This window comes from Arcticibacter svalbardensis MN12-7 (genome assembly GCF_000403135.1).
Taxonomy (GTDB): Bacteria; Bacteroidota; Bacteroidia; order Sphingobacteriales; family Sphingobacteriaceae; genus Arcticibacter; species Arcticibacter svalbardensis.
This window is the reverse complement of sequence record NZ_AQPN01000105.1, coordinates 33,273-57,026: the sequence shown is the minus strand read 5'-3', so window position 1 is coordinate 57,026 and position 23,754 is coordinate 33,273. Positions and strand designations below refer to the sequence as shown.

At 38.1% G+C, this 23,754-nt stretch carries 25 protein-coding genes and 1 pseudogene; 14 read left to right on the top strand and 12 right to left on the bottom strand.

The window, feature by feature from the left end:
* Position 1 precedes the first annotated feature (1 nt).
* The 7 genes from ADIARSV_RS14505 to ADIARSV_RS14475 all read right to left on the bottom strand — a co-directional run bounded on the left by ADIARSV_RS14505 (position 2) and on the right by ADIARSV_RS14475 (position 5,293).
* Complete coding sequence (locus tag ADIARSV_RS14505) at positions 2-328, bottom strand: MGMT family protein (RefSeq protein ID WP_016196336.1); 327 nt, start codon at positions 326-328, stop codon at positions 2-4.
* A complete protein-coding gene (gene trmB, locus ADIARSV_RS14500; protein WP_016196335.1) occupies positions 328-978 on the bottom strand; it encodes a tRNA (guanosine(46)-N7)-methyltransferase TrmB in 651 nt (216 codons plus the stop codon). The genes ADIARSV_RS14505 and trmB overlap by 1 nt, the downstream gene beginning before the upstream one ends.
* A gap of 543 nt (positions 979-1,521) precedes the next feature.
* On the bottom strand, positions 1,522-1,965 hold the full coding sequence (locus ADIARSV_RS20735) for a hypothetical protein (RefSeq protein WP_016196333.1): 444 nt from the start codon (positions 1,963-1,965) through the stop codon (positions 1,522-1,524).
* Complete coding sequence (locus ADIARSV_RS14490; RefSeq protein ID WP_016196332.1) at positions 1,965-2,324, bottom strand: hypothetical protein; 360 nt, start codon at positions 2,322-2,324, stop codon at positions 1,965-1,967. Before ADIARSV_RS14490 ends, ADIARSV_RS20735 begins: the two co-directional genes overlap by 1 nt.
* Before the next feature lie 39 nt (positions 2,325-2,363).
* A complete protein-coding gene (locus ADIARSV_RS14485; RefSeq protein ID WP_016196331.1) occupies positions 2,364-2,642 on the bottom strand; it encodes a YtxH domain-containing protein in 279 nt (92 codons plus the stop codon).
* A 167-nt stretch (positions 2,643-2,809) separates the two neighbouring features.
* Positions 2,810-3,589 (bottom strand): response regulator, encoded by a 780-nt coding sequence (locus tag ADIARSV_RS20730; protein WP_016196330.1) that lies wholly within the window; start codon positions 3,587-3,589, stop codon positions 2,810-2,812.
* Positions 3,590-3,886: 297 nt separating this feature from the next.
* Complete coding sequence (locus ADIARSV_RS14475; RefSeq protein ID WP_040300196.1) at positions 3,887-5,293, bottom strand: sigma-54-dependent transcriptional regulator; 1,407 nt, start codon at positions 5,291-5,293, stop codon at positions 3,887-3,889.
* A 485-nt stretch (positions 5,294-5,778) separates the two neighbouring features.
* Here ADIARSV_RS14475 and ADIARSV_RS21575 point away from each other — a divergent pair, with 485 nt between their 5' ends.
* From ADIARSV_RS21575 to ADIARSV_RS14450, 5 genes are all read left to right on the top strand, one after another.
* A complete protein-coding gene (locus ADIARSV_RS21575; RefSeq protein WP_016196326.1) occupies positions 5,779-7,449 on the top strand; it encodes a glutamine--tRNA ligase/YqeY domain fusion protein in 1,671 nt (556 codons plus the stop codon).
* Entirely contained in the window at positions 7,450-8,730 is a 1,281-nt protein-coding gene (locus ADIARSV_RS21570) for a replication-associated recombination protein A (RefSeq protein WP_016196325.1), read from the top strand.
* Between the two features lie 23 nt (positions 8,731-8,753).
* Positions 8,754-10,232, top strand: a complete 1,479-nt coding sequence (locus tag ADIARSV_RS14460; RefSeq protein ID WP_016196324.1) for a DUF5687 family protein — start codon at positions 8,754-8,756, stop codon at positions 10,230-10,232.
* 2 nt (positions 10,233-10,234) lie between these two features.
* Positions 10,235-10,939 (top strand): ABC transporter ATP-binding protein, encoded by a 705-nt coding sequence (locus ADIARSV_RS14455; protein WP_016196323.1) that lies wholly within the window; start codon positions 10,235-10,237, stop codon positions 10,937-10,939.
* Positions 10,940-11,166: 227 nt separating this feature from the next.
* Positions 11,167-11,463, top strand: a complete 297-nt coding sequence (locus ADIARSV_RS14450; RefSeq protein WP_016196322.1) for a hypothetical protein — start codon at positions 11,167-11,169, stop codon at positions 11,461-11,463.
* 15 nt (positions 11,464-11,478) lie between these two features.
* Here ADIARSV_RS14450 and ADIARSV_RS14445 read toward each other — a convergent pair whose 3' ends face one another.
* On the bottom strand, positions 11,479-12,204 hold the full coding sequence (locus ADIARSV_RS14445) for a CPBP family intramembrane glutamic endopeptidase (RefSeq protein WP_016196321.1): 726 nt from the start codon (positions 12,202-12,204) through the stop codon (positions 11,479-11,481).
* A gap of 277 nt (positions 12,205-12,481) precedes the next feature.
* Here ADIARSV_RS14445 and ADIARSV_RS14440 point away from each other — a divergent pair, with 277 nt between their 5' ends.
* Entirely contained in the window at positions 12,482-13,156 is a 675-nt protein-coding gene (locus ADIARSV_RS14440) for an OmpA family protein (protein WP_316929514.1), read from the top strand.
* A gap of 99 nt (positions 13,157-13,255) precedes the next feature.
* Here ADIARSV_RS14440 and ADIARSV_RS14435 read toward each other — a convergent pair whose 3' ends face one another.
* Positions 13,256-13,828: a pentapeptide repeat-containing protein gene (locus tag ADIARSV_RS14435; RefSeq protein ID WP_016196319.1), complete on the bottom strand. Its 573-nt coding sequence runs from the start codon at positions 13,826-13,828 to the stop codon at positions 13,256-13,258.
* Positions 13,829-14,052: 224 nt separating this feature from the next.
* Between ADIARSV_RS14435 and ADIARSV_RS14430 the strand changes: the two genes are divergently transcribed.
* The 5 genes and pseudogenes from ADIARSV_RS14430 (at position 14,053) to glgP (ending at position 18,627) form a co-directional block, all read left to right on the top strand.
* Positions 14,053-15,276, top strand: a complete 1,224-nt coding sequence (locus ADIARSV_RS14430; RefSeq protein ID WP_040300194.1) for an FAD-dependent oxidoreductase — start codon at positions 14,053-14,055, stop codon at positions 15,274-15,276.
* Between the two features lie 58 nt (positions 15,277-15,334).
* Positions 15,335-15,643, top strand: a complete 309-nt coding sequence (locus ADIARSV_RS14425; protein ID WP_160166672.1) for a DUF4174 domain-containing protein — start codon at positions 15,335-15,337, stop codon at positions 15,641-15,643.
* Between the two features lie 177 nt (positions 15,644-15,820).
* Positions 15,821-16,141: pseudogene (locus ADIARSV_RS22920) on the top strand (class II aldolase/adducin family protein); the annotation flags it as partial.
* Positions 16,142-16,243: 102 nt separating this feature from the next.
* The gene (locus tag ADIARSV_RS23075; RefSeq protein ID WP_316929515.1) at positions 16,244-16,885 is read left to right on the top strand and encodes a class II aldolase/adducin family protein; all 642 of its coding nucleotides are present in this window, start codon (positions 16,244-16,246) and stop codon (positions 16,883-16,885) included.
* Positions 16,886-16,971: 86 nt separating this feature from the next.
* The gene (glgP, locus tag ADIARSV_RS14415; RefSeq protein ID WP_016196314.1) at positions 16,972-18,627 is read left to right on the top strand and encodes an alpha-glucan family phosphorylase; all 1,656 of its coding nucleotides are present in this window, start codon (positions 16,972-16,974) and stop codon (positions 18,625-18,627) included.
* Between the two features lie 2 nt (positions 18,628-18,629).
* Here the strand turns inward: glgP and ADIARSV_RS14410 are convergent, their stop codons facing one another.
* The gene (locus ADIARSV_RS14410; protein WP_016196313.1) at positions 18,630-19,124 is read right to left on the bottom strand and encodes a threonine/serine exporter family protein; all 495 of its coding nucleotides are present in this window, start codon (positions 19,122-19,124) and stop codon (positions 18,630-18,632) included.
* 4 nt (positions 19,125-19,128) lie between these two features.
* Positions 19,129-19,905, bottom strand: coding sequence for a threonine/serine exporter family protein (locus tag ADIARSV_RS14405; protein ID WP_040300191.1), 777 nt, complete (start codon positions 19,903-19,905; stop codon positions 19,129-19,131).
* A gap of 109 nt (positions 19,906-20,014) precedes the next feature.
* Between ADIARSV_RS14405 and ADIARSV_RS14400 the strand changes: the two genes are divergently transcribed.
* The 3 genes from ADIARSV_RS14400 to ADIARSV_RS14390 are packed head-to-tail and all read left to right on the top strand — an operon-like array spanning position 20,015 to position 21,932.
* Positions 20,015-21,253, top strand: a complete 1,239-nt coding sequence (locus tag ADIARSV_RS14400; RefSeq protein ID WP_016196311.1) for a peptidase U32 family protein — start codon at positions 20,015-20,017, stop codon at positions 21,251-21,253.
* Positions 21,253-21,480, top strand: a complete 228-nt coding sequence (locus tag ADIARSV_RS14395) for a ferredoxin (RefSeq protein WP_040300189.1) — start codon at positions 21,253-21,255, stop codon at positions 21,478-21,480. Before ADIARSV_RS14400 ends, ADIARSV_RS14395 begins: the two co-directional genes overlap by 1 nt.
* Positions 21,477-21,932, top strand: a complete 456-nt coding sequence (locus tag ADIARSV_RS14390; RefSeq protein WP_016196309.1) for a pyridoxamine 5'-phosphate oxidase family protein — start codon at positions 21,477-21,479, stop codon at positions 21,930-21,932. Before ADIARSV_RS14395 ends, ADIARSV_RS14390 begins: the two co-directional genes overlap by 4 nt.
* Before the next feature lie 114 nt (positions 21,933-22,046).
* On the opposite strand, the gene ADIARSV_RS14385 is transcribed toward ADIARSV_RS14390, so the two are convergent.
* Positions 22,047-23,738 carry a pyruvate dehydrogenase complex dihydrolipoamide acetyltransferase gene (locus tag ADIARSV_RS14385; protein WP_016196308.1) on the bottom strand — a complete coding sequence of 564 codons (1,692 nt, stop codon included), beginning with the start codon at positions 23,736-23,738 and terminating at the stop codon, positions 22,047-22,049.
* Between the last annotated feature and the right edge of the window lie 16 nt (positions 23,739-23,754).

Below are 23,754 nucleotides of genomic sequence, written 5' to 3'. Positions count from 1 at the left end.
TTTATTGATTTAGGGGGTTCCAGAATAATTCATTAAAGTTAACTACCTGATCATCTTTCACTTCGACACCTTCACTTTTTAGCATTTCTTCCATAAGGCTATTGGTAGCGAATGATTTCTTGCCTGTTAAAAGTCCTTGTCTGTTTACTACACGATGGGCAGGTACTGGAGGATTGGCTGTTCCGGAGGCATTCATTGCGTAGCCAACCATACGGGAGGAGCCTTTTGTTCCAAGACTTTCAGCTATTGCGCCATAAGTGGATACTCTTCCATAAGGAATTTGCCTGACTACTTCATATACCTTGTCGAAAAAGCTGATCTGGTCCATTACTTAAAGCTAAAGCTTAAATAATTGATATTTTTATCATTAGCCAGATATTTTTTTTCATAATAGGTCTTAATGGAGAGAACTTCTGTTACCAGGTCAGAGTTATATAGATCTTCCGTGCGCTTCAGTAAATTCATGTCGTGTTCCCCGATCATCTTGAGTGTAAACTCATGGAAAGCATCGCTATCGGTCTTCAAGTGTAGAATCCCTTCAGGATTAAAAATGATTTTATATTTATTAAGAAAACGAGTGGAGGTAAGTCTTTTTTTCTCCCTGCTAAGCTGTGGTTGTGGGTCTGGAAAGGTGATCCATATTTGAGATATTTCACCTTCATCAAAATAATCCAGGATATTTTCTATCTGAATACGCAGGAAAGCTACGTTGCTGATGTTTTCTTCTATTGCGGTTTTAGCGCCTCTCCAAATGCGATTGCCTTTGTAGTCTATCCCAATAAAGTTATGGTCGGGGAATAGCTTTGCAAGGCTCACAGTATATTCACCTTTACCACATGCAAGTTCTAAAATAAGTGGTTTATCATTTTTGAAATGATCTTTGCTCCAGTTTCCCTTAAACGGTTTTCCTTCATCTAATTGCATTACGTTCGCGAAAGTTTCTATCTCAGCGAATCGTCTTAATTTATCTTTGCCCATTGATTTAAATTCGGTGCAAAAATAGAGTTTTATTTATTGGGAAGGAATTGCCCAATTGGGGAAACAAATAGTAAAAAATCCCCATATAAATTAAACTTTATTAAATTCTGCCTGCCTGAGTGCTCCAATCAAAGCGATTATAAGAAATATTCCCTTATGGAATAAAATTTGCTTAATAGTTTACGATGAAGACATAATTAAAAAAGTCTTTCTCTCTAAAAATAATTTATATTTCTATTGAATGTAAATTATTTCAGATTGATTAACCTTATATTAATTCCTCAACGACAACTGACTTATGAAAATTATAATTATTTTATTCTTAAGCTCTGCACTTTTTGTATTCATCTGTTCATTTGGTCATTTACCTCAGAATAGAGATAATGAAATTTATTTTGATGTTATTGCTCTAATGGGTTTCGTTGGAGTTGGTGTTTATGTATCAAAACACATCAAAAAGATGTTTAGTCTCTAATATTCGAAAATCAAACTCAATACATAATAAAAAAGCATCTGCTAATCGTAGATGCTTTTTTTTATAACCTAATAACTTTCACTGTCGGGAGGTATTCCATAATCACGGGGAGCTGCTTTTTTCTTAGTAATAGGGATAAACTTTTTAAGTATTCCCTGAAATTTATCCACAATACCCGTTACTGTATTCGAAGTAACCTGCTTAGCAGCCTTTTGCGACAAAAATGTAATTAACATCTTAGCTACAAATCCTGATTTTTTAAAAAGGAATCCATTCATTACTAAAGGAATCCCTACACGCGCTAAATTGGTAAACAAGTCCTGGTTTAACAGCGTTTTTGTAAGTGATTGATTGTTACTGCTCCCGCTTTTAAATAAGCTGGTTATGGTGTGAAATATAGCAGAAGGACTATGTAACCTTTCTTTAATAACCTCTTCTTGTTGAAAGTTTTTAACCTTAAGGAGTTGAATCTCTGTCTGTAACTCTGCCAGACTAGTAAAGCTCTTTTCCATTATTTCCCCTTTTTATTAAATATTTTTCTGACCATAAAATCCTGAAGGAATTTAGTGATATATTTTTCTTTAGTAGAGTTGGCAATTAAAGCTATTGCAAGATAAAGAAGTGCAATGATTCCAAAACCAGCTGCATACGAATTTAATAGCTCACCTATAAAAAGAGCAAGTGTTAGAGACGCAAAAAGAAAGGTCAATAACATAGCAATTACTATGAAGGCATCAGTTATTAAACTCGCTATTAAAACAGTAAGTTTGTCAATAGCGGTTAGCCTGGTAAGTTCTACTTTAGTAGCGATGTATTCTTTTATTAAAGAAACAAAGTCTTCACTTTGTTTCTGATCATGAGATTCGGGCATAAGCGTATAATAAATGAACAAATTCTAATAAGCAAACTCCTAAGCGGGCTCTGATTGCGGATCCTTTACTTCATCAATATCATCCTCTAACGTTCCCAGTGTACTTTTTATGTTATCAACTATTTTATCTTTAAGAGAGGCAAGATTATCGATTTCTTCAGCAGCACGATCTTTTATCGTATCACCAAGATTTTTTAAAGCATCATTTAACTTGTCCCGTGTTTCTGTTCCTTTTTCTGGAGCAAAAAGAATTCCTAGTGCTGCGCCTGCTGCTATTCCTGCTAATAATGCTACTAATACTTTTGAATTATCGTTCATGGCTTCAAAGTTTAAGTTTTGATGGTAATTTAATTAACTTTTATAAATACAATGAAAGCTAATAACTGTTTTGATTTAATTTTCTTTAGGGAGGTATTATAATACCATTATGCCTGTTGGACAAGGTATCAATTAATAGCGAAGAAAGAAGAGGATTTACGTTTTTTTTAGGGATTAACGGTCAGCGAGTTTTCAGCATTTGATAAAATCTCGTTTAAAAATACGTAATGAAGCACGATTTCGCCATGTTGAGGAATCTCTGAAAATGCGCTTACTCTGCATTTTTTTATCTCTCCCAGAAGTGTGACAAAATTAATGATCATATTATTTGCCGCGCCTTGTTCTTCTATTGCTTCCATTAACTTCATGTAGGAATACTGATCCTGGAAAAAGGTATCAAAATTAATAGTATACAGATTGTTTTCCGCTATACCCAACAGGGTTATTGCTGAATAGTTGGCCCCATACACACGCCCATTATTATCCGTTATCAGTATGGATTCTTTAGAGCGTTCAAATAGTTTTCGAAATGTATGTTCACTTTGCTTTAACTTCCCTAAGTTTTGCGATTGTTGCGTTGCATAAGAAATTGCCCGTTCCAGGGCTACAGTCGTTAGTTGTTGTTTGATCAGGTAGTTCGCAGCACCATTTTTTAAAGCCTGTTCGTCGATTTTTTTATTTTCCTGAGAGGTTAGCATAATGACAGGTTCATTGCAATTTGATTTTAATGCTTCCTTTAAAAGTTCAAGGCCAGTGTTGTTATCCAGATTGTAATCAATCAGATAAAGGTCATAGAAAGACTTTAACATGGCATTAATAGCCTCTTTGTAATTATTGCACCAGGTCAGCTCATAAAAATTTTGGCTAATTCCGAAAGTTAAATAATCACGAACAAGATTATAATCATCTTCATTGTTATCGACAAACAATATTTTAATGGTTTGCATCTTGTATTATTTAACGAAAGAAAGTGATTTTGAAATGATAAGTTCCCATTTAGATTTTAAGCCATTTAAACTAATTCCTGCTAATAGCTCTTTTGAATATAAATTATGAAACATACTTTCATAATTGTAGTCAAATTTAATGCCATTAAGCATTGATTAACCAAGCTGTTAAAGAATCCGATAAGTAGGGATCTGCATAAAAATAGATAACTTGTATAACAGGAAAGAGAAAGTTTCGGAAAGTTCAGTTAAGAAATAGAAATAGGCAAATAAACAGGGATGCATAATAAGCTGAATTTATTCCAGATTAATGGCTTTCATCTTATTGTATAGCGTCTTCCTGTCTATATTTAGTAGCTGTGCAGCCTTAGTTTTATTAAAATTTACTTCTTTAAGGACCCGTAATATAGTCTCATATTCAGCTTCAAGTGCAGCATCCTTCAGTCCGCGTTTATGGTCACGTAAATGAATACTGTCTACAGCTGTTTCAATTGCTGTTACTTTTGCAAAAGTTGATATCTCCAGAGGGATAGACTTCAGTTGAATTTTACTGGACTCAGATAATAGTGTAGCTCTTCGAATCACATTCTTTAGTTCACGCACGTTTCCTGGCCAGTTGTAGGTCATCAGGCATTCTATAACTTCATCTGAGAACCCTTCTACGTTTTTATTCAGCTCTATATTGGTAAACTTTAAAAAGTTTTGAGAAAAAATCATAATGTCGCCTTCTCTATTTCTAAGCGGGGGAAGAAGGATATTAAATTCATTAAAACGATGGTAAAGATCTTCTCTAAAACGGCCTTTTTGAATGGCCTCCTGAAGATTTTCATTGGTCGCAACGATAAGACGTACGTCAAGATCAATCTCTTTATTGCCACCAATTCGTTTAACTTTTCTTTCCTGCACGGTACGCAAAAGGGCCGCTTGAATCTCGTAAGATAGATTTCCTACTTCATCCAGAAAAAGAGTTCCTCCGTTGGCCAGTTCGAAATGACCAATCTTAGTGTACAGCGCTCCTGTAAATGAACCCTTCTCATGTCCAAAGAACTCACTTCCAGCCAATTCTTTAGTAAGTGAACCGCAATCCATAGCGATAAAGGGCTTATCTCTTCGATTGCTTTTTAAATGGATCGCATGAGCAATAGATTCCTTTCCTGTTCCGCTTTCTCCTGTTAAAATAACGCTGTAGTTTGTTGGAGAGATTAATTCAATTTGCTTGAGTAATTCTTTAGAAGCAGTGCTCTCGCCTATAACATATTGTTCGGGATAATCTCCTGTCTTGTTGCTTCTTTCACTCTGATTAAAATCGGGATTTATATTTGTTCTCGGAGTTGATAAAGCGACTTGTGTTTCAAAAGCTTTATTGATTGTATTTAAAATTTCATCGGGATACAATGGTTTCGTGATGTAATCATAAGCTCCCATTTTTATTAATTCAACGGCGAGTTTAATATCTGAATAGCCCGTTATAATAATTACTCCTGTACCTGGATAAAGCGTTTTTATTTTCTTTAAAATTTCCCTTCCATCTGTATCCTCAAGGCGGAAATCGCATAATACCAAATGATAGGTTTCTTTGGAAAGTAATTCCATAGCTGAAGCCCCACTTAACGCTGTATTTACCTCAAATCCGTTCCTTGTAAGGAACTTCGATAATAAAAGGCCAATATTTACTTCATCATCAACTATTAAAATCCTTTTCATAATAAATTCCACAAACGGAAATAAAGATAAATTATATATTTAATATGGGAAATTATTTCTACAACTAATGTAAAGATTAACCAATTTTGCCACAGTTTCGATGGTAGACACCGTTTTATAATTAATATTAACCATAATCACACTCCGTTATATAATTATTTTTAATCTTTGTTACAGCATATTGAACTCAACCAGGTACTGAGTGCATTAGTACAAGGCTGTTTTTCCATGTTATGCTCCTTCTTTCTTCGCTGGTTCTTCGACTAAACACAGAACAACAGCGAAGCTGCAACGAACAAGCAAGCGCTATATATCGAACCACCAAGCCAGCTGCCTTCGAGACGGTTTCTAGCTTAAGCGAACGTGATTGTATCGTAACTTATACGCCTGAAATTTTGATGCTAAACCTAATTCTCTATTAATAGAAGAATTCTAATCGCTAAAGCTTAAATGTTTAGTACTTTTGTAGCCTTTTTAAGGCATATATGAGCGAAGAACGGTCACTGAATTTTATAGAAGAAATAATAGAAGAAGATATAAGGAATGGGAAAAACGATGGACGTGTGCAAACTCGTTTCCCTCCTGAACCGAATGGCTACCTGCATATCGGTCATGCTAAATCAATCTGTCTGAATTTTGGACTTGCCCGTAAATATAACGGCAAAACCAATCTTCGATTTGATGATACTAATCCGGAGAAGGAAGATACGGAATATGTAGAAAGTATCAAGGAAGATGTCAGATGGCTAGGATTTGAATGGGATCAGGAGTTATATGCTTCTGATTATTTTGATCAGATCTATTCTTTCGCGGTAAAGCTTATTGAAAAAGGACTTGCTTACGTAGACGATAGTACCCCCGATGAAATAGCTTTGCAAAAAGGTACGCCTACAGAAGCTGGTGTTGCCAATGAATACAGAAGTCGCAGCATTTCAGAAAATCTTCTTTTATTTTCTGAAATGAAGGAAGGTAAATATAAAGATGGTGAGCGTGTATTACGTGCGAAAATAGATCTTGCATCACCAAATATGCATCTGCGTGATCCTATCATGTATAGGATCCGTCATGTAAATCATCATCGTACAGGAGATGCCTGGTGCATTTACCCGATGTATGATTTCGCACATGGTCAGTCAGATTCCATTGAAAAGATCACCCATTCTATTTGTACACTCGAATTTATACCCCATCGTCCTTTATATGACTGGTTTATAGATGAACTGGAAATATTTCCTACCAAACAATATGAGTTTGCGCGGTTAAATATGACCTATACCGTGATGAGCAAGCGCCGTTTACTACAATTAGTAAATGAAGGATTTGTAAATGGCTGGGATGATCCACGGATGCCTACCATTAGTGGTATGCGCCGCAGAGGTTATACACGTGACTCTATTCTGGAGTTTTGCGACCGCATTGGTGTAGCCAAAAGAGAGAATGTAATTGATGTTAGTCTGCTAGAATTCTGTGTCAGGGAAGATTTAAATAAATCTGCCTGGAGACGGATGGCAGTGCTTGATCCTCTTAAGCTGGTGATTACTAATTATCCGGAAGGACAGGAAGAGATCTTTGAAGGCGAAAACAATCCGGAAGTAGAAGGTGGAGATGGCTCAAGGGAAATTCCTTTCAGTCGCGAGTTGTGGATTGAGCGGGATGACTTTATGGAAATCCCCTCTAAAAAGTATTTTAGACTAGGCCCAGGTTTAATGGTCAGGTTAAAAAGTGCTTATATCATAAAATGCGACGATTTTGTAAAGGACGAACAAGGCAATGTAACCGAGGTTCATTGTTCTTATATCCCTGAATCTAAATCAGGTCATGATACATCAGCTATTAAGGTAAAGGGAACCATCCACTGGGTGAGTGTTCCTCATGCTTCAAAAGCTGAGGTTAGGTTATATGACCGGCTTTTTAATGATGAGGATCCGATGTCCAATGGAAAGGATTTTTTAGAAATTATCAATCAGGCAAGTTTACAGGTGATGCCTGCAGTATATATGGAGCCTGATATGGCACATGCAGAAATGGGTCGTGGATATCAGTTTATACGTAAAGGATATTATACCTTAGATAAAGATTCCGTAGAAGGAAATCTTGTTTTCAATCGTACCGTAACATTAAAAGATACCTGGGCAAAGGAAGTTAAGAAGGGATAAATGGCTACAATACCTCCATTAGCAGAGCGTATGCGTCCGGCAACGCTGGATGATTACTCCGGACAGCAGCATTTGGTTGGACCGAATGCGGTGCTGCGCAAGGCTATTGAGAGTGGAAACCTTCCCTCTATGATCTTATGGGGGCCTCCCGGTGTGGGTAAAACTACGCTGGCTTACATTATATCACAACGATTGAGCAGGCCTTTTTTTAGTCTGAGCGCCATCAATTCTGGAGTGAAAGATGTCCGTGAAGTCATAGAAAAGGCGGCTAAGCTCAAAGAAACGGAAGATAACCTTCCGGTGTTGTTTATTGATGAAATTCACAGGTTCTCTAAGTCGCAGCAAGATTCTTTGCTTGGGGCGGTAGAAAGGGGACTGGTTACTTTAATAGGTGCGACCACAGAAAATCCATCCTTTGAGGTGATATCTGCCCTTTTATCAAGGAGCCAGGTTTATATTCTTAAGAACCTGACGGAAGAAGACCTGCTTGAACTGATCAATAGGGCGATTACGCAGGATCAGTATCTTTCCAAAAAGAAGATTCTTGTTAAGGAGCACGAAGCCCTGATGCGCCTTTCAGGGGGAGATGCAAGGCGTTTGCTGAATGTGCTGGAGCTGGTAGTCAATGCTAGTGGAAAAGACGAAGTAGAGATTACGAATGAGATTGTATTGGCTCATGTGCAGCAGAACATGGCGATGTATGATAAAGCAGGGGAGAATCATTATGATATTATATCCGCTTTTATCAAGTCCATACGAGGCAGCGATCCCAATGCAGCCGTTTACTGGTTAGCACGTATGATTGCCGGGGGAGAAGATCCTTCCTTTATTGCACGTCGTTTACTGATCCTTGCTTCCGAAGATATTGGCAATGCGAATCCGAATGCCTTGCTGTTGGCCAATACCTGTTTCCAGGCCGTGAATGTAATAGGATGGCCTGAATCGCGAATTATTCTATCGCAAACGGTTACCTACCTGGCTTCCTCTGCAAAGAGCAATGCCAGTTATATGGCCATTGGAATGGCACAAGAGCTGGTGAGCAGCACTGGCGATCTGCCTGTTCCCCTTCATATCCGGAATGCTCCTACCAAGCTGATGAAAAACATTGGTTATGGAAAAGATTATAAATATGCCCATTCGTACGAGAACAACTTTAAAGAGCAGGAGTATTTTCCGGCACCTTTAAGTGGTACCAAACTGTACGATCCGGGTGATAATGCAAGTGAGCAAAAACTGCGTGAAAAACTCCGATCCTTGTGGAAAAATAAGTATAAATATTAAAAAGATATTTTTACCTTGGATGCATGATCTTATCCTTTTTGCAGCACCAGTGGAAAGCATTCTGGCGGTCTAAAAATACAGGTAAAAGTATAGCAGTACGAGTTGTGATGGCTTTTCTACTGCTGTATCTATTTGCTAATGTATTAGTTGTCGCGTATTTTCTAGATGAAATTTTAGATGAGCTCTTCCCCTTAGAGCGCATAGTCGATGCCTTTAATGGCGTTATATTGTATTACTTTCTCTTTGATCTGCTGATGCGTTTCCAATTGCAGGAACTGCCTACCTTAAGTGTCAGGCCTTACCTTACCTTGCGGGTAACCCGTAATCAGATTGTGAACTATTTAAGTATTAGCTCACTTTGGACAGGATTCAATCTGGCTCCCGTTATGCTTACCCTTCCATTCCTATTTAAACAGGTTTTGCCTTATCATGGTGTAGGGATCTTTTGGGGCTATCTTCTGGCAATTATAGGCTTAACGTTATTTAATCATTTCTTTAGTCTTTGGTTTAAAAGGAAGGTGAACCTGAACAGCTGGTTTTTGTTAGCCTTTGTTGGAGTGGTGGCAGGTTTGGGATTGCTTGATTTTCACTGGCATGTGATCTCCATTTCCTATGTATCCAAATTGCTTTTTAATCATTTATATCAGCAGCCGGTATTGGCTATCATTCCTTTATTTATGGCGATAGTCATATTTTTTATTAACTATAAATTTCTGAAGAATAACCTGTATCTGGATGAACTGCGCTCAGATCATTCAGGAGAAAAAACAAGTACGGATATTTCGTTCTTCAATAGATTTGGCATTGCTGGAGAACTGGCCGCAACAGAACTTAAATTAATACTTCGAAATAAAAGACCTTCATCTTCCCTTAAAATCTGCGGCATCATGATGTTTTATGGTTTGTTGTTTTACACGAACCCGGTATATGCTGCCAGTTTTGGATGGAAGATCTTCGCCGCCATGTTCATGACCGGGATCTTTATCATCAATTATGGGCAGTTTATGTTTAGCTGGCAGGCCAGTCATTTTGATGGTATTATGGCGCATAAAATAAAGGCTTTGGATTTCTTCAAGTCTAAACTGATCCTGTTTTATACATTTTCTTCCATTACCTATATCCTCACTATACCCTATGTATACTTTGGCTGGAAGGTATTATTAGTGCAGTCCGTCATGGTTTTATGGAATCTAGGTGTAAATACTACGATTGTATTATACTTTGCTACCCGCAATTATAGGCGGATTGACTTAACAAAAGGCGCATCATTTAACTGGGAAGGGGTAGGTGCTTCGCAGTGGATCTTAAGTATTCCTTTATTTACACTTCCATTTGTTGTATACGCTCCATTTGGCCTTTTGGGGCAACCTATGGCCGGTATATTATGTATTGGATTTATTGGTTTGGCCGGTATGATAACCAGGAACTTCTGGCTCAACTTGCTGGTTAAAGAGTTTAGTGAAAAGCGTTACCTGATTGCAGAAGGTTTTAGAAACGAATAATCATGATGATCGAGATAAAAGATTTAAAAAAGACATATAACGGGATAACTGTAGTTGATATTCCTTCCCTGCAGATTAATAAGGGTGAATCGATTGGCCTTGTAGGAAATAATGGTGCTGGTAAAACTACTTTGTTCAGGATTATCCTTGACCTGATCCGTAAGGATAGCGGTGAAGTACTTTCCAAGGGGTTTAATGTTTCTGATACAGATACCTGGAAGGACTATACAGGCTCTTACCTGGATGAAGGGTTCCTGATTGAATACCTGACTCCGGAAGAGTATTTTTATTATATAGGCTCTTTGTATCAGGTCTCGCGTACTGATATAGATGTTAAACTGGAAACGTATACCGATTTCTTTAATGGGGAGATCCTCGGGAAGAAAAAGTATATCCGGGATCTTTCGAAAGGAAACCAGTGTAAGGTTGGTGTAGTTGCCTGCCTGATGCAGAATCCTGAAATCATTATGCTGGATGAGCCTTTTGCTAATATTGATCCAAGTACACAATTTCGACTAAAAAATATGCTGAAGCAGGTTGCATTTGAAGGCCAAATTACTTCAATTGTCTCCAGTCATGATTTAAACCATGTAACCGATGTGTGCAAGCGGATATTACTGATGGAAAAAGGACTGATCATAAAGGATATTCAGACGGATGTGAATACGCTGGAAGAATTGGAATCTTATTTTTCGGTCATGAAATAAGGAAATGAATTTCAAGTGGATCAATGAATAGTACATCTATTGTCACAAATTTTCTCTATAACTTATAATTTTCTCTATAAACGCATTCTTAAGAAAGATTATGCAAATGCGAAAGCACAAGCTTCTGAAGTACTGTCAGGTAAGATTAATCCAAGTGGAAAGCTACCGTATACCTACCCAAGGCATACAAACAGCTGACTAACTACTACCATAAATTTACCGAATCCATGGAATTTGATCCTGCTGCAGGGTATAACCGCCAATGGGAGTTCGGTTACGGTTTGAGTTATACCACATTTGCCTATTCTGATTTGAAGTCCAGTGCTACTACACTTGATGCAAATGGTGCCTTAACGGTAACGGTAAAATTAACCAATACAGGGAAATTGGCCGGTAAGGAAACGGCTCTTTTATACGCTAGTGATATGGTGGCCTCTATGACTTTAATGAAAGAAGAAGATAAAGCAGGGCTATGGAAATGCCCTTATCATAATAGCAGTTCCGTTTATTTGCTATTCATCTAATTTTAAAGCGCCATTTTAATGATTTGCAATGAGTGCCCATATATTATGAAATAGTACAGCAGGCAATAAACTGCCGGAACGTTCTTTAAGAACCGCGGCAATCAATCCAAGAAAGAAGCCTATTAGTATTCGGATGAGATTGATCTGAAGATGGAAGCCTTCGCGAAGCAGGAAACCCTGACTCAAACCATATAGAATAGAGCTGATTAAAATCCCATAACTCAGTGTAAAGCCAAAGACATTCTCTTTTGCAGTAAATACCCGGTTTAACAAAGCCAGGAGAATTCCCCGAAATAGTAATTCATCACATAAGCCGGCCAATGTTCCCTGGAAAATAAGCGTTTCCAGATCAAAGGTCTTTACCTGATGTTCAAATGTGATATAAAAAATGGAGCGTGCAAGAAGAATTAAAATGAGAGTAAATAGCACCGGCTTAACGGAACCTGGATTGAAATTTAACTTCCAGCCTATTTCGTTGTGTGTAATAAGCTTATTTCTGTAAACAAAAAAGACACCCAACAACAATCCACTTACTTTTCCAACCCAATTCCAGCTCTGTCCATTACCAACAACTACTCCTCCTAATCCGTTTGTAATGACTGACCATAATACAAACATGACTACAAAAATTCCGAGCAAACGGTATTCATCTTTATTAAACCTGCCTTTTCCAAAAAATAACAAGGGTAAAATAAGCGTGATTTGAAGTAAAGCATTTAATAGTTGGGAAGAAACAAACATACTTATCAGGTTAAATGAAAGCAAAGGTAAGACAAATGCATATGATGTGTTAGCACATTTAGCGTCATGAACTCTTCTGAAACGTTTATTTTGGCTTAAGAGTTGACCTAAAAACAAGTCAGTTTGCTTTTTATTTCAAAATAAATCAAAAACTTCTAATTTTGAAAACTATTTAAACCACTTAAACGATGCTTTACACAAGTGTGAAAAATTTTATCTCAAAAAAGCAATTTGGCATTATAATTGAATTTGTTATTTAAACACATATAAAATGAAAATGATGAACATTAAGTTAGCTACTTATACAGTAATGATTGCTTCAGCTTCTTTTTTAATATCCGGATGTAGTCAGTTGACGCAAACGCAAAAGGGAACTGCTATAGGTGCAGGAGCTGGTGGTACATTAGGTGCTATCATAGGTAAAAAAGCTGGAAATACAGCAGTAGGTGCAATTATAGGTGGTGCTATTGGTGGTACAGCAGGTGCATTTATCGGTAGAAAGATGGATCGTCAGGCAGCTGAGATCGAACAAAAAGTTCCTGGTGCAGAAGTTATAAAAACAGGTGAAGGTCTGATTGTAAAATTCAATGATGGAATTTTATTCGACTTTAATAAATCTGACTTAAAAAGTGCAGGTGTAACAAATGTGGCCAGTCTGGCTTCTACTATGCAAAACAATCCGGAGACAAATATTATGGTAATTGGTCATACCGATAACGTTGGATCAGATTCGTATAATAACAGCCTTTCGGAAAGACGTGCACAGTCTGTAAAATCTCTTGCCATTTCTAATGGAATCAGTGCTTCCCGGATTACTATTTCAGGAAAAGGTAAAGCAGAACCTATTGCTGATAATACTACAGAAACCGGACGTGCTCAAAACAGAAGAGTTGAAATCGTGATTGTTGCAAATGATCAATTGAAAAATGAAGCTCGTCAGAGTGCTCAATAATAATTTTTTTTGATATCAGATATTAATTACCTGATTTTAGTACAATTACTCCCTTTGCCATCTTGGTTGATGATAAAGGGAGTTTTTTTTTGCTGTGTATTATACTGTTTTTATATTATATTTTGAGAGTAACCCGGCTAGTCCGCTTGTAGAAAAACTGGCTCTTTTAATTGTATTCAGTTCCGGGTCAATTGAAAAATTAAAAGCAGTGACCAGGTTAGCAGATGTAAGATTAGTTTCATCGAATACTGCGCCCGACAAATCGGTCTGATCAAATAGGGCATTTGACAAGTTTGTCCGGTTAAAATTTACGTCCTTCAGGGTCGTTCTTATGAACTGTGTTTTAGACATCTTTTTTCCATAAAAGGAACTATAATCAGCCATGCAGGAATCAAAGGAGACGCCAAATAGAAAGTCCTGACATTCATTAAAATTAACTCCCAGAACTTTACAGCCTCTGAAGATTGCATTATTTAAAGTAGTGCCATGGAACTTCATCATCGATAGATTGCATCCATCGAAAGTGCAATCCAGAAACTTACTATGTGAAAATTCACTATTGGAAAAGTCGCAATTTTTAAATGTGCAGTTTTGGAATTCCCTTCCACTGATAACTTTGCCGGCATAGGTGATGCTTTCGAAAGTCTTGTCGTCATGTATGATCAGGTCCATCTAAAAAATTGATTTTTACAAAAATAGGATTATAAAGGACAGCTTCAAATAAACCTGAGCTACTTTAGTAATGTACAATCTTGTTATGGATATTTGTCATTAAGTTTACCAGTATTAAACTAAATCAATAGGGGTCTTATAGACCAAGAGCCATTTTCACATGGTCACTGTGGATCTGATAAAATTATTGGTCATATATTACGTTAATAAATAAATTTTTTTTCATGTATAAATCTTTCATATTGACTAAACCAGGTGCTCTTTTGATTTCATTGTTTCTGCTTTTTACATCTGGCTACGCTCAAACGTATAAATCAGGTGTGGTTGTAATGACTGCTTCGCCAGCAGGACTAGCTGCTGCTATACAATCTGCTCATTCCGGTGTAAAGACTATTTTGCTTGATGACGGTCCCATAAACACGGTGAACATTCCACAGGAAGAGCGAGATCATGCTTCAGGGGTCCTTCAGGATTTCTTGAATACGGTTGAAAAGTTACAAAAATATCCTCTGAAAGGGACACAGCCTATATCAGCAGGTTATGCAGGATCAATTTTTAAGAGCTGGACAGATACTATAAAAAACTTAACGATTTTAAGAAATTCGCCAGTTATAAGTTTGAAAAAATCAGGTAAAGGTTGGGAAATCATCCTTGCTAAAAGCGTGATTAAAACCGATCTGCTGGTGGATGCAAGTAGCGACAGACGGGTTGTACGTCTGGCAGCATTAAAGGATACACCTTCAAAATTGGCTGATTCTGTATCCTATGCTAATCAGGTGTACCGTACAGGAATAGTTGCATTAAGTCAGCGCCAAGTTTTTCCATCTACGCTTCCATTAAAATCGTTCTTGTCCTCTTCTAAAAATGTGGTTTTCGCTGGTCCGGATCCAGGTAAGTTAACTTTTGCTAGTGGACAAGCGGCAGGTTCAATTGCTTCTTATGCTGCTTTCTTTGATACAAATACAGAACATTTGAATATTCGTCTGATCCAGAATGAATTGTTGACTTATCGTTTACGACTAATTTCTTTTGATGATGTTGCTGCATCGGATTCAAGTAGTCTGGCTTTTCAGCAATTAGCACTTACCGGAATAATTAAAGGAAAAGTTAAAAATGGAAAATTTTTACTGGTGCCTGATTCAACGGTATCATCCGAAGAGATTCGTCTGCCTGTTAAACAATACTATTCGAGGAGTCAGATCTGGTTTCTGGATAATAAGGCAGATAAACTTTCCCTTGACCAGGTGTTGAGCTTGATAAAATTTTCGGCTCAACGTGGAGCTGAGTTAAACAAAGAAGTAGAGAAGGGCTGGAAGGCGTCTTTAAAACTTCCCGGAAAGTTTGATTTAGAACGGCCTGTTACACGGAGGGAGTTTTGCGTGCTATTTAATGCTTATTTGAAACCGTTTGATGTAACAGTAAATCCAGAAGGGATAATTAAACGTTAAGAGGTCAACATTTAGAGATGTGCGTTGTTTAAACATTATCTAGAAAATGGTTATGAAAATGATACTTGTTATTCTATTGTCGGTTATTCAAATTTCATCTGAAAAGCGCGTATTGGAGATCTATGCCAAAGACAAGACGGATAAATACTACAAGGAGCAAATCAGGCTGCTGGCTGCAGACCCGAAAGGAATGAAGGAAAGAGATCTGATCGTAAAGGAACACTTTGGGGGCGAATACTTCAAAATAACGCTTACAGGAAAAGATGGAGGGGAAAAGTATGCTTCAAAATCAATATTGACCCTGGAAAAGCTCTATAACTTGATAGATGCAATGCCTATGCGGAGATATGAAAAGTCGAAAGAGTAGTTATTTCTTGTCGTGTTAAAGCCCTTTCCAATCTTTGTACCCCTCCCTAAAAGTGAATTCAGTACTATTGTCTAATACTACAGAGGGGAATAAATGCTGAAGAGATTCACCATATTGTAATTCTGTTTTTTTAGGAGCCCAAGGTTTTGTAATGCCTGCAGGTGTCATAAACCATCATCGGAATATCCTTTTCACAGGGCTATTTATAAAAACAGACCTGATCTTAAGGCCATCATTCATGCGCATCCACCAGCACTTGTTGCCTTTAGTATCGCACGTACAATGCCTAATGCGAATGTCATTTCGCAGGCTAAACATGTTTGCGGACCAGTTGGTTATGCAGAATATGAGTTGCCAGGAAGTGAAGCATTAGGTGCAAAAATTGCAAGTGAGTTTAATCTTGGATATAATGCAGTGATCATGGAGAACCATGGTACTGTAGTGGGTGGATCAGACCTGGTTGATACTTTTAACCGATTTGAAACATTTGAATTCTCTGCAAGAATCATCCTTTATGGAAATGCAATTGGTACCGTTGATTACTTAAGTGATGACGAAATTGATGCATTTGAAAGTCAGATTCCTGTGCAATTGCCGGAAATGAAAAAAACTATTCATTCTTCTGAAGAACGTGAAAAACGTACTGAGATTTGCAATATCGTTCATCGTGCCTGTACTCAAGGCTTAATGATCAGTTCTTATGGAACTATATCTGCCCGTTACGATGGAGATAATTTCTTAATTACTCCTACTAATGTTCCACGTTGGGACCTTAAGCCTGAAGATGTTGTTCAAATTAAGAATGGTGAACGTGAAGCTGGAAAAACTCCAAGTCGCTCTACTTACCTTCATCAGGCAATTTATAAACAACATCCTGAAATTAATTCGATCATCCTTACACAGTCTCCGTACCTGATGGCTTTTGCTGTTACTGGTGCATCTTTCAATGTGAGAACTATTCCTGAGAGCTGGATTTTTCTTCAAGACGTTCATACGCTTGATTTTGGTGTTCAATTTAACGGTAGAACTGAGATTGCAGATATTATTTCGAAGAGTAATCCTGCGGTGATGATCAAGAATGATTGTGTGATTATTACAGGAAATCAATTGTTGCAAACTTTCGATTATTTGGAAGTGGCTGAGTTTAGTGCCAAATCTTTAGTGATGTGTGCTACTCTTGGAGCAATGGTTCCAATTAATAATGATCAGGTTGAAGAACTCCGTAAAAAATTCATCGGATAAGATAATACGTTGTTTTATTTTCAAATAGTAGATCCCGCTTTTAAGAAAAGGCGGGATTTCTTTTTTTAAATTCATATTTTGGTCTTATGATTAATCCTAACACTATTTTCTCCTACGAGTTTGATCCTCAATATAGTAAGCCTGTATCTTACTTCTCTATGGAATTTGCTGTTGATCAGGCGTTAAAAATTTATAGCGGCGGTCTTGGATTCCTTGCTGGTTCGCACTTAAGAAGTGCTTATGAGCTGAAGCAAAATCTGATTGGAATAGGAATACTTTGGAAATACGGGTATTACGATCAGGAACGTGATGGTAATGCCAGGATGAAACCTTCTTTTATTGAAAAGTCATATTCTTTTCTGAAAGATACTGGTATTATTTTTACAGTAATGGTGCATAATTCGCCGGTACATGTAAAAGCATGGTTGCTGGAACCTGAGACTTTTGGTTCGGCTCCACTTTTCCTGCTCAGTACCGATCTTCCTGAAAATGATGATATGTCCAAGAGTATTACGAATCGTTTATATGATGCAAATGAAGCTACCCGAATTGCTCAATCTATTTTATTGGGAACCGGTGGTGCATTGTTACTTGAAATAATTGGTCGCGAGAATACGATGTATCACATGAATGAGGGTCATTCGCTTTCATTGAATTTTCATTTATACTCCAAGCTTAAGAATTTGGATGAGGTGAAGAAACGAGTTGTGTTTACTACGCATACTCCTGAAACTGCAGGAAATGAGTCGCATAGTTATGCTATACTGAATGACATGTCTTTCTTTTGTGGTCTTCAGATCCATGAGGTGTATTCCTTGCTAGGTTTAAGTGGTGATCAGTTAAATTATACGTTAGCGGCTTTGAAGTTCGCAGGTAAGGCGAATGCAGTTTCGAAATTACATGGAGAAGTTTCGCGTGATATGTGGAAAGGTTATGAAGGGATCTGTCATATTACATCAATCACGAATGCGCAAAATAAGAAATATTGGAAAGATGATGTTTTGGAAGATGCGTTTGTAGCACATGATGATGACCTGATCATCAATCGTAAAAAAGAGTTAAAAAGGGAGCTTTTTAAATTGGTTGCTGACCGGACAGGGAAACTGTTTGATGAAAATATACTGACTATCGTTTGGGCTCGTCGTTTTGCGGGTTATAAACGTGCTGATATGTTGATGTATGATTGGGATAGGTTTATTCGATTAGTGAGCAATACAGAGACTCCTGTGCAGGTTATTTGGGCAGGAAAGCCTTATCCTGAAGATTATGGAGCGATTTCTCTTTTTAACAGCATTATTGACCGTGTAAAAGCCCTTCCTAATTGTACGGTATTAACCGGGTACGAACTTCAACTTTCTGCTTTACTAAAAAAAGGTTCTGACATCTGGTTAAATAATCCAAGGATGTACAGGGAGGCTTCGGGTACAAGTGGTATGACTGCTGCCATGAATGGAAGTATCAATTTATCCATTCCAGATGGATGGATTCCTGAATTTGCAGTAGATAAAGTGAATAGTTTTATAGTTGAACCTGCTGCTGATCAATTGTCTACTGAAGAAAAAGACAGAATAGAAGCAAACCGCTTACTCGAATATTTAGAGCAACACATTATTGCAATGTATTATAAGGATCCGATAAATTGGGTTAAGATAATCAGGAACGGAGCTCTTGATGTGAGTCCGGCTTTTGAGTCAGGAAGAATGGTGGCTGAATATTATGATATTATGTACAACAGGTTGTAATATTAACTGCGTTTCCTTAAGCGCATTCCCTTTGATGATTCCTTACGGGTGATCAGCAGGGGAATGCCTACTCCGCCAGCTATACTCATCAGAATAAATACTACTTTCAGGCCGTTGTTGACGGTCTCTGACATGATCTGGGTGTACGTGTCGTGATCTATATTTCCTGAAAGATTGACCAGGCCAATCATCATCTTATAGGCAAACTTGCCAGGTATCATGGGGATACAAGCTGGAATAGCTAGTACAGGAGGTGGGCAATGTGTTTTATGCGCAAAATAGATGCTTAAAAAGCCAATTAATGTAGCCCCGCAAAGAGTTGAAATAATTACATTAGTTTCATCAAAATGCATCAAAATTGCTTTAAGGAACCCACCCATTGCCCCCATAAATGCGATATAGATAAGGGTTTTAGGCGGCACATTAAACAATACTGCAAATCCTGCAGCTCCCAGTCCGAACCAAATACACTTTTCTGTAAGTAAGAGAAATTCCATACTATTAAAATCTATAAATTAACATGGAAGTTAAGAGACCCATGCCAATAGCAAATGAAATTATAAAACCATTTAGACCCCTGACAATAGCATTGTTTAAATTTCCATCTATCATATCTGAAAAAGAATTTATGAGGGGTACTCCGGGAATGAGGAATAATACTGAAGTAGCTAAAGCCTGTTCATGAATGAAGCCCATTCCATATTTAAGCCCTCCACCGGCAATAAGTGATGCTGTAAATGCCCCGCAAAAAATACAGATATAGGGATTGAATTTCATTTTATGAACTTCCTGACGTATAAATAGACCACATACCGTGGCTGTAAATACGGTGACCATGTCTAGAGCATCACCATCAGACAAGCGGCAAAAAGATACACCTGCCAGCCCAACAAAAAGTAAGGTGAACCATCTTGGGTAATGTTTTAATGCAGCTAAACGGCTTAATTGAACGTTGATTTGATTTACGGATAACCCTTCTTCAACTACTTGCCAACTTAGCCTACTGATTCCTGAGAGCAGTTTGAAGTTTACGCCATGTGGGGCTGAACGTTTTAAATTATTAAAGAAATAATCGTTTTTTTTGTCACTTATGGTGAGCATAATAGTGCGGTGACTGATTAGTAAATCAGAACTGTAACCAAAAGAGTCCGATATGCGGCTTATGGTGTTTCTGGTTCGACCAGTACTAGCTCCGGAACTTAATAACATGGCTCCAACGTTTAGAAGGACATTTCCAAGGTCTTTGATTTCCTTGTTTTTGGGAGAAGGTGCTATCATTTGACAGTTTTATGACTAATTTGCAAAATTAGGACTCTTTTTTGATTGATTGTTGATGCAGGTCATATTTTTATGAGAAAAAAATATAAAGTTTTGTATTTTAAGTATTATGCAACAAAATAAGATAGAACTGATGGCGCCTGCAGGCTCCTATGAGTCCCTGATGGCTGCTATTCAGGCTGGAGCAGATTCTGTATATTTTGGGATTGAGCAACTCAATATGCGTGCAAGGTCAAGTAATAACTTCACGCTGGAAGACCTTGCCAAAATAGCCTCTATTTGCAATGAGAATCATATAAAGAGTTATTTAACGCTGAATACCATACTTTATGACCACGACATCAACCTGATGAAAAGGATTGTTGATGCAGCTAAAGATAATGGGATTTCTGCTGTTATCGCAGCGGATCATGCCGTTTTAAATTATGCAAAGAAGATTGGGTTTCCGGTGCATATTTCTACTCAAGCCAATGTTTCCAATATAGATACTATTGAGTTTTATTCCGCCTATGCGGATGTAGTGGTTTTAGCACGTGAACTGAGCTTAATGCAGGTGGCTGACATTACACGTGATATCAAGCGCCAGCAAATTAAAGGTCCATCAGGTAATCTGGTTCGGATAGAGCTTTTTGCTCATGGTGCCTTGTGTATGGCGGTGTCCGGTAAATGTTATCTGAGTCTTCATTCTGATTATGCTTCCGCTAACCGTGGAGCATGTATTCAAAATTGCCGAAAAAGTTATATTGTAACGGAGAAGGAGAATGGGACTGAATTTGAGGTTGATAATGAATATATTATGTCTGCTAAGGATTTGTGTACCATTGAGTTTATGGACAAGATCCTGGATGCAGAGGTAACGATTCTTAAGATTGAAGGAAGGGGACGGAGTGCTGATTATGTGCATACGGTCGTTTCCTGTTACCGTGAGGCAATCGATTCTTATGCTAATGGAACCTATGGCCCTGAACTATTTGAAGATTGGAAGACCAGGCTATCCACTGTTTTTAACCGGGGCTTTTGGGATGGCTATTATTTAGGCCGTAAGATGGGTGAGTGGAGCAATGAGTATGGATCGAAGGCAACACGAAAAAAGGTATATATCGGCAGGGGGATAAAATACTTTGATAAAATAGGAGCAGCGGAGTTTATGATGGATTCTCACTCGCTTACCAAAGGAACGGAGATCATGATTACAGGACCTACAACGGGGATTATCCGGACAACTGTAGTTGAGATGCGGGTTGATGATAAGATGCAGGAGACAGTCAGAAAAGGCGATGCATTCTCTATCCTGCTTGCAGAGAAGATACGTCCATCCGATAAATTGTATAAGCTGGAAGATAGCTAATGGTAAGGATCTCTCAGCAACGAGTGAAGTGTATTGGCTGTAATGCGTGTGTGGAGGCTGCCCCTTATCGTTGGCGCATGTCCAGAAAAGATGGGAAATGCACTTTGATCCAGGCCGTTGAAAAAAGAGGGATGTTTAATATCCTGGTAACTGATGACGAATATGAAGCGAATGTCGATGCAGCAATGCATTGTCCAGTAAACTGTATAAAAATAGAACAAATATGATAAAACCTGAACCTCCTTTAGTAATGACAAAGCCGGATAAGCTGATTGTAGATTTTATTACGAATCAAACTGTTGTAACTATTGCAACAAGTGTAGATGATGACCCTTATTGTGCAACATGTTTTTTTGCTTATAATGAAGAACATACCACTTTAGTTTTTAAATCATCGGAAGATACGGAGCATATTAAACAAGGATTAATAAATAGCAGTGTAGCAGGTTCTGTTTTGCCGGACAAGTTATTGACAGGAAAGGTAAAAGGGCTGCAATTTAAGGGCATCTTGGGATCGGCCTCAACATCAGTTTTAATTGATTTAAAGAAAACGTATTATAAAAAATATCCGTTTGCATTAGCTATGGGTGGAGAAGTGTGGATCATTGATCTGACATGGATCAAGTATACCGACAATACGCTTGGTTTCGGAAAGAAAATTGAGTGGGAGAAGGCTTAAATTGATAGCATAAATAACAAAAAGCGACCAGATTTGATCCTGATCGCTTTTTTTTATTGTGGTTAGCGGAACTCGTTGTTTCGCTATTGCTACTACATGCTTTGCTAAGCTATATTAAACTAATAACCTAACAGGCTCTTCAATTAACAATTTTAGCGTTTGTAAGAATGCAGCGCCCTGAGCACCATCAACAACACGATGGTCACAGCTTAAGGTTACTTTCATTACGTTTCCTGGAACAACAGCACCGTTTTTAACAACAGGAATCTGTTGAATACCACCAATTGCAAGGATACAAGCATCAGGCGTATTAATGATGGCCGTAAACTCATCTACACCAAACATTCCCAGGTTAGAGATCGTGAAGGTAGAACCTTCCCAATCAGATGGCTGAAGTTTTTTAGCCTTCGCTTTCTGAGCAAAATCTTTTACCTCAGCAGAGATGTGAGATAATGATTTTCCATCAGCAAAACGAATTACAGGAACTAACAGACCTTCGTCAACAGCAACGGCAACACCAATATTAATATGTTCATTGTAGCGAATCTTGTCACCTCTCCATGAAGAGTTCAGGTTAGGATGTTGTTTTAAAGCTGCAGCAACTGCTTTAAGTACGATATCATTGAAAGAAATCTTTACAGGAGAGAATTCATTCATTTTACCGCGGGCAGTAATTGCGCTGTCCATATCGATAGACATGGTCACATAAAAATGCGGAGCAGTGAAGAGACTATCAGACAATCTCTTGCCAATAGTTTTTCTCATCTGAGTAACTGGTTTCTCTGTAAATTTTTCTTCACCAACAAATACGGGGATTACTGGAGCAGGAGCAGCAGGTTTACCTTCTTTGGCAGGAGCAGGGGCAGCTGGCGCCGGAGCATCAGGAGCTTTTGCAGCAGGAGTATAACTTTCAATATCTTTCTTTACGATACGACCACCTTCAGCACTTCCTTTCACCTGGCTCAGGTCAATTCCCTTATCCTTAGCGATTTTCTTTGCTAAAGGAGAGGCTTTCACTCTGGCGTTGGCATCAGATGAACCTGCAGGAGCAGTTTCTTCTTTAGGAGCTTCAGTTTTTTCAGCTTCGGTAGTTCCTGCAGCAGGAGCAGCCTTAGGTTTGCCACCTCTTAATAAAGCCTGTACATCAGTACCTTCTTTACCAACGATAGCGATGATATCATTCACCTTAGCAGCCTGACCTTTTTCAACGCCAATGTATAACAAAATACCTTCTGCATAAGCGGTAACTTCCATTGTCGCTTTGTCTGTTTCGACATCAGCTAAATTGTCGTCACTTTTAACAACATCACCAACTTTTTTATTCCATTGAGCGATTACTCCCTCTGTCATCGTATCGCTCAATAAAGGCATACGAATAATGGTAGCACCTACAGATTCAGGATCAACAGCTTCGCCTTCAGTTTGATCTGCATCATTGTCTGGAGTCACTGTTTCAGGTTTATCATTCGTTTCAGCAGTTGAGTCAGCTTGTTTTACGTCTTCTTTAGCAGCTTCAGGTTTGCTTTCACCAGCACCTGCGGCTTCTAAAGCAGCTTTATAATCTTCACCTTCTGCACCTAATACTGCAATAACAGCATCAATAGGAACGGTTGAACCTTCTTCAGCACCAATATATAATAAGGTGCCTTCCTGATAAGATTCAAAATCCATTGTTGCTTTGTCAGTTTCTACTTCAGCAATCAGGTCACCTGTGCTTACTTTATCACCAACTTTTTTATGCCATTTAGCGATCACTCCATCAGTCATGGTGTCGCTCATTTTGGGCATTTTAACTACTTCAGCCATTTTTAGTATACGGTTT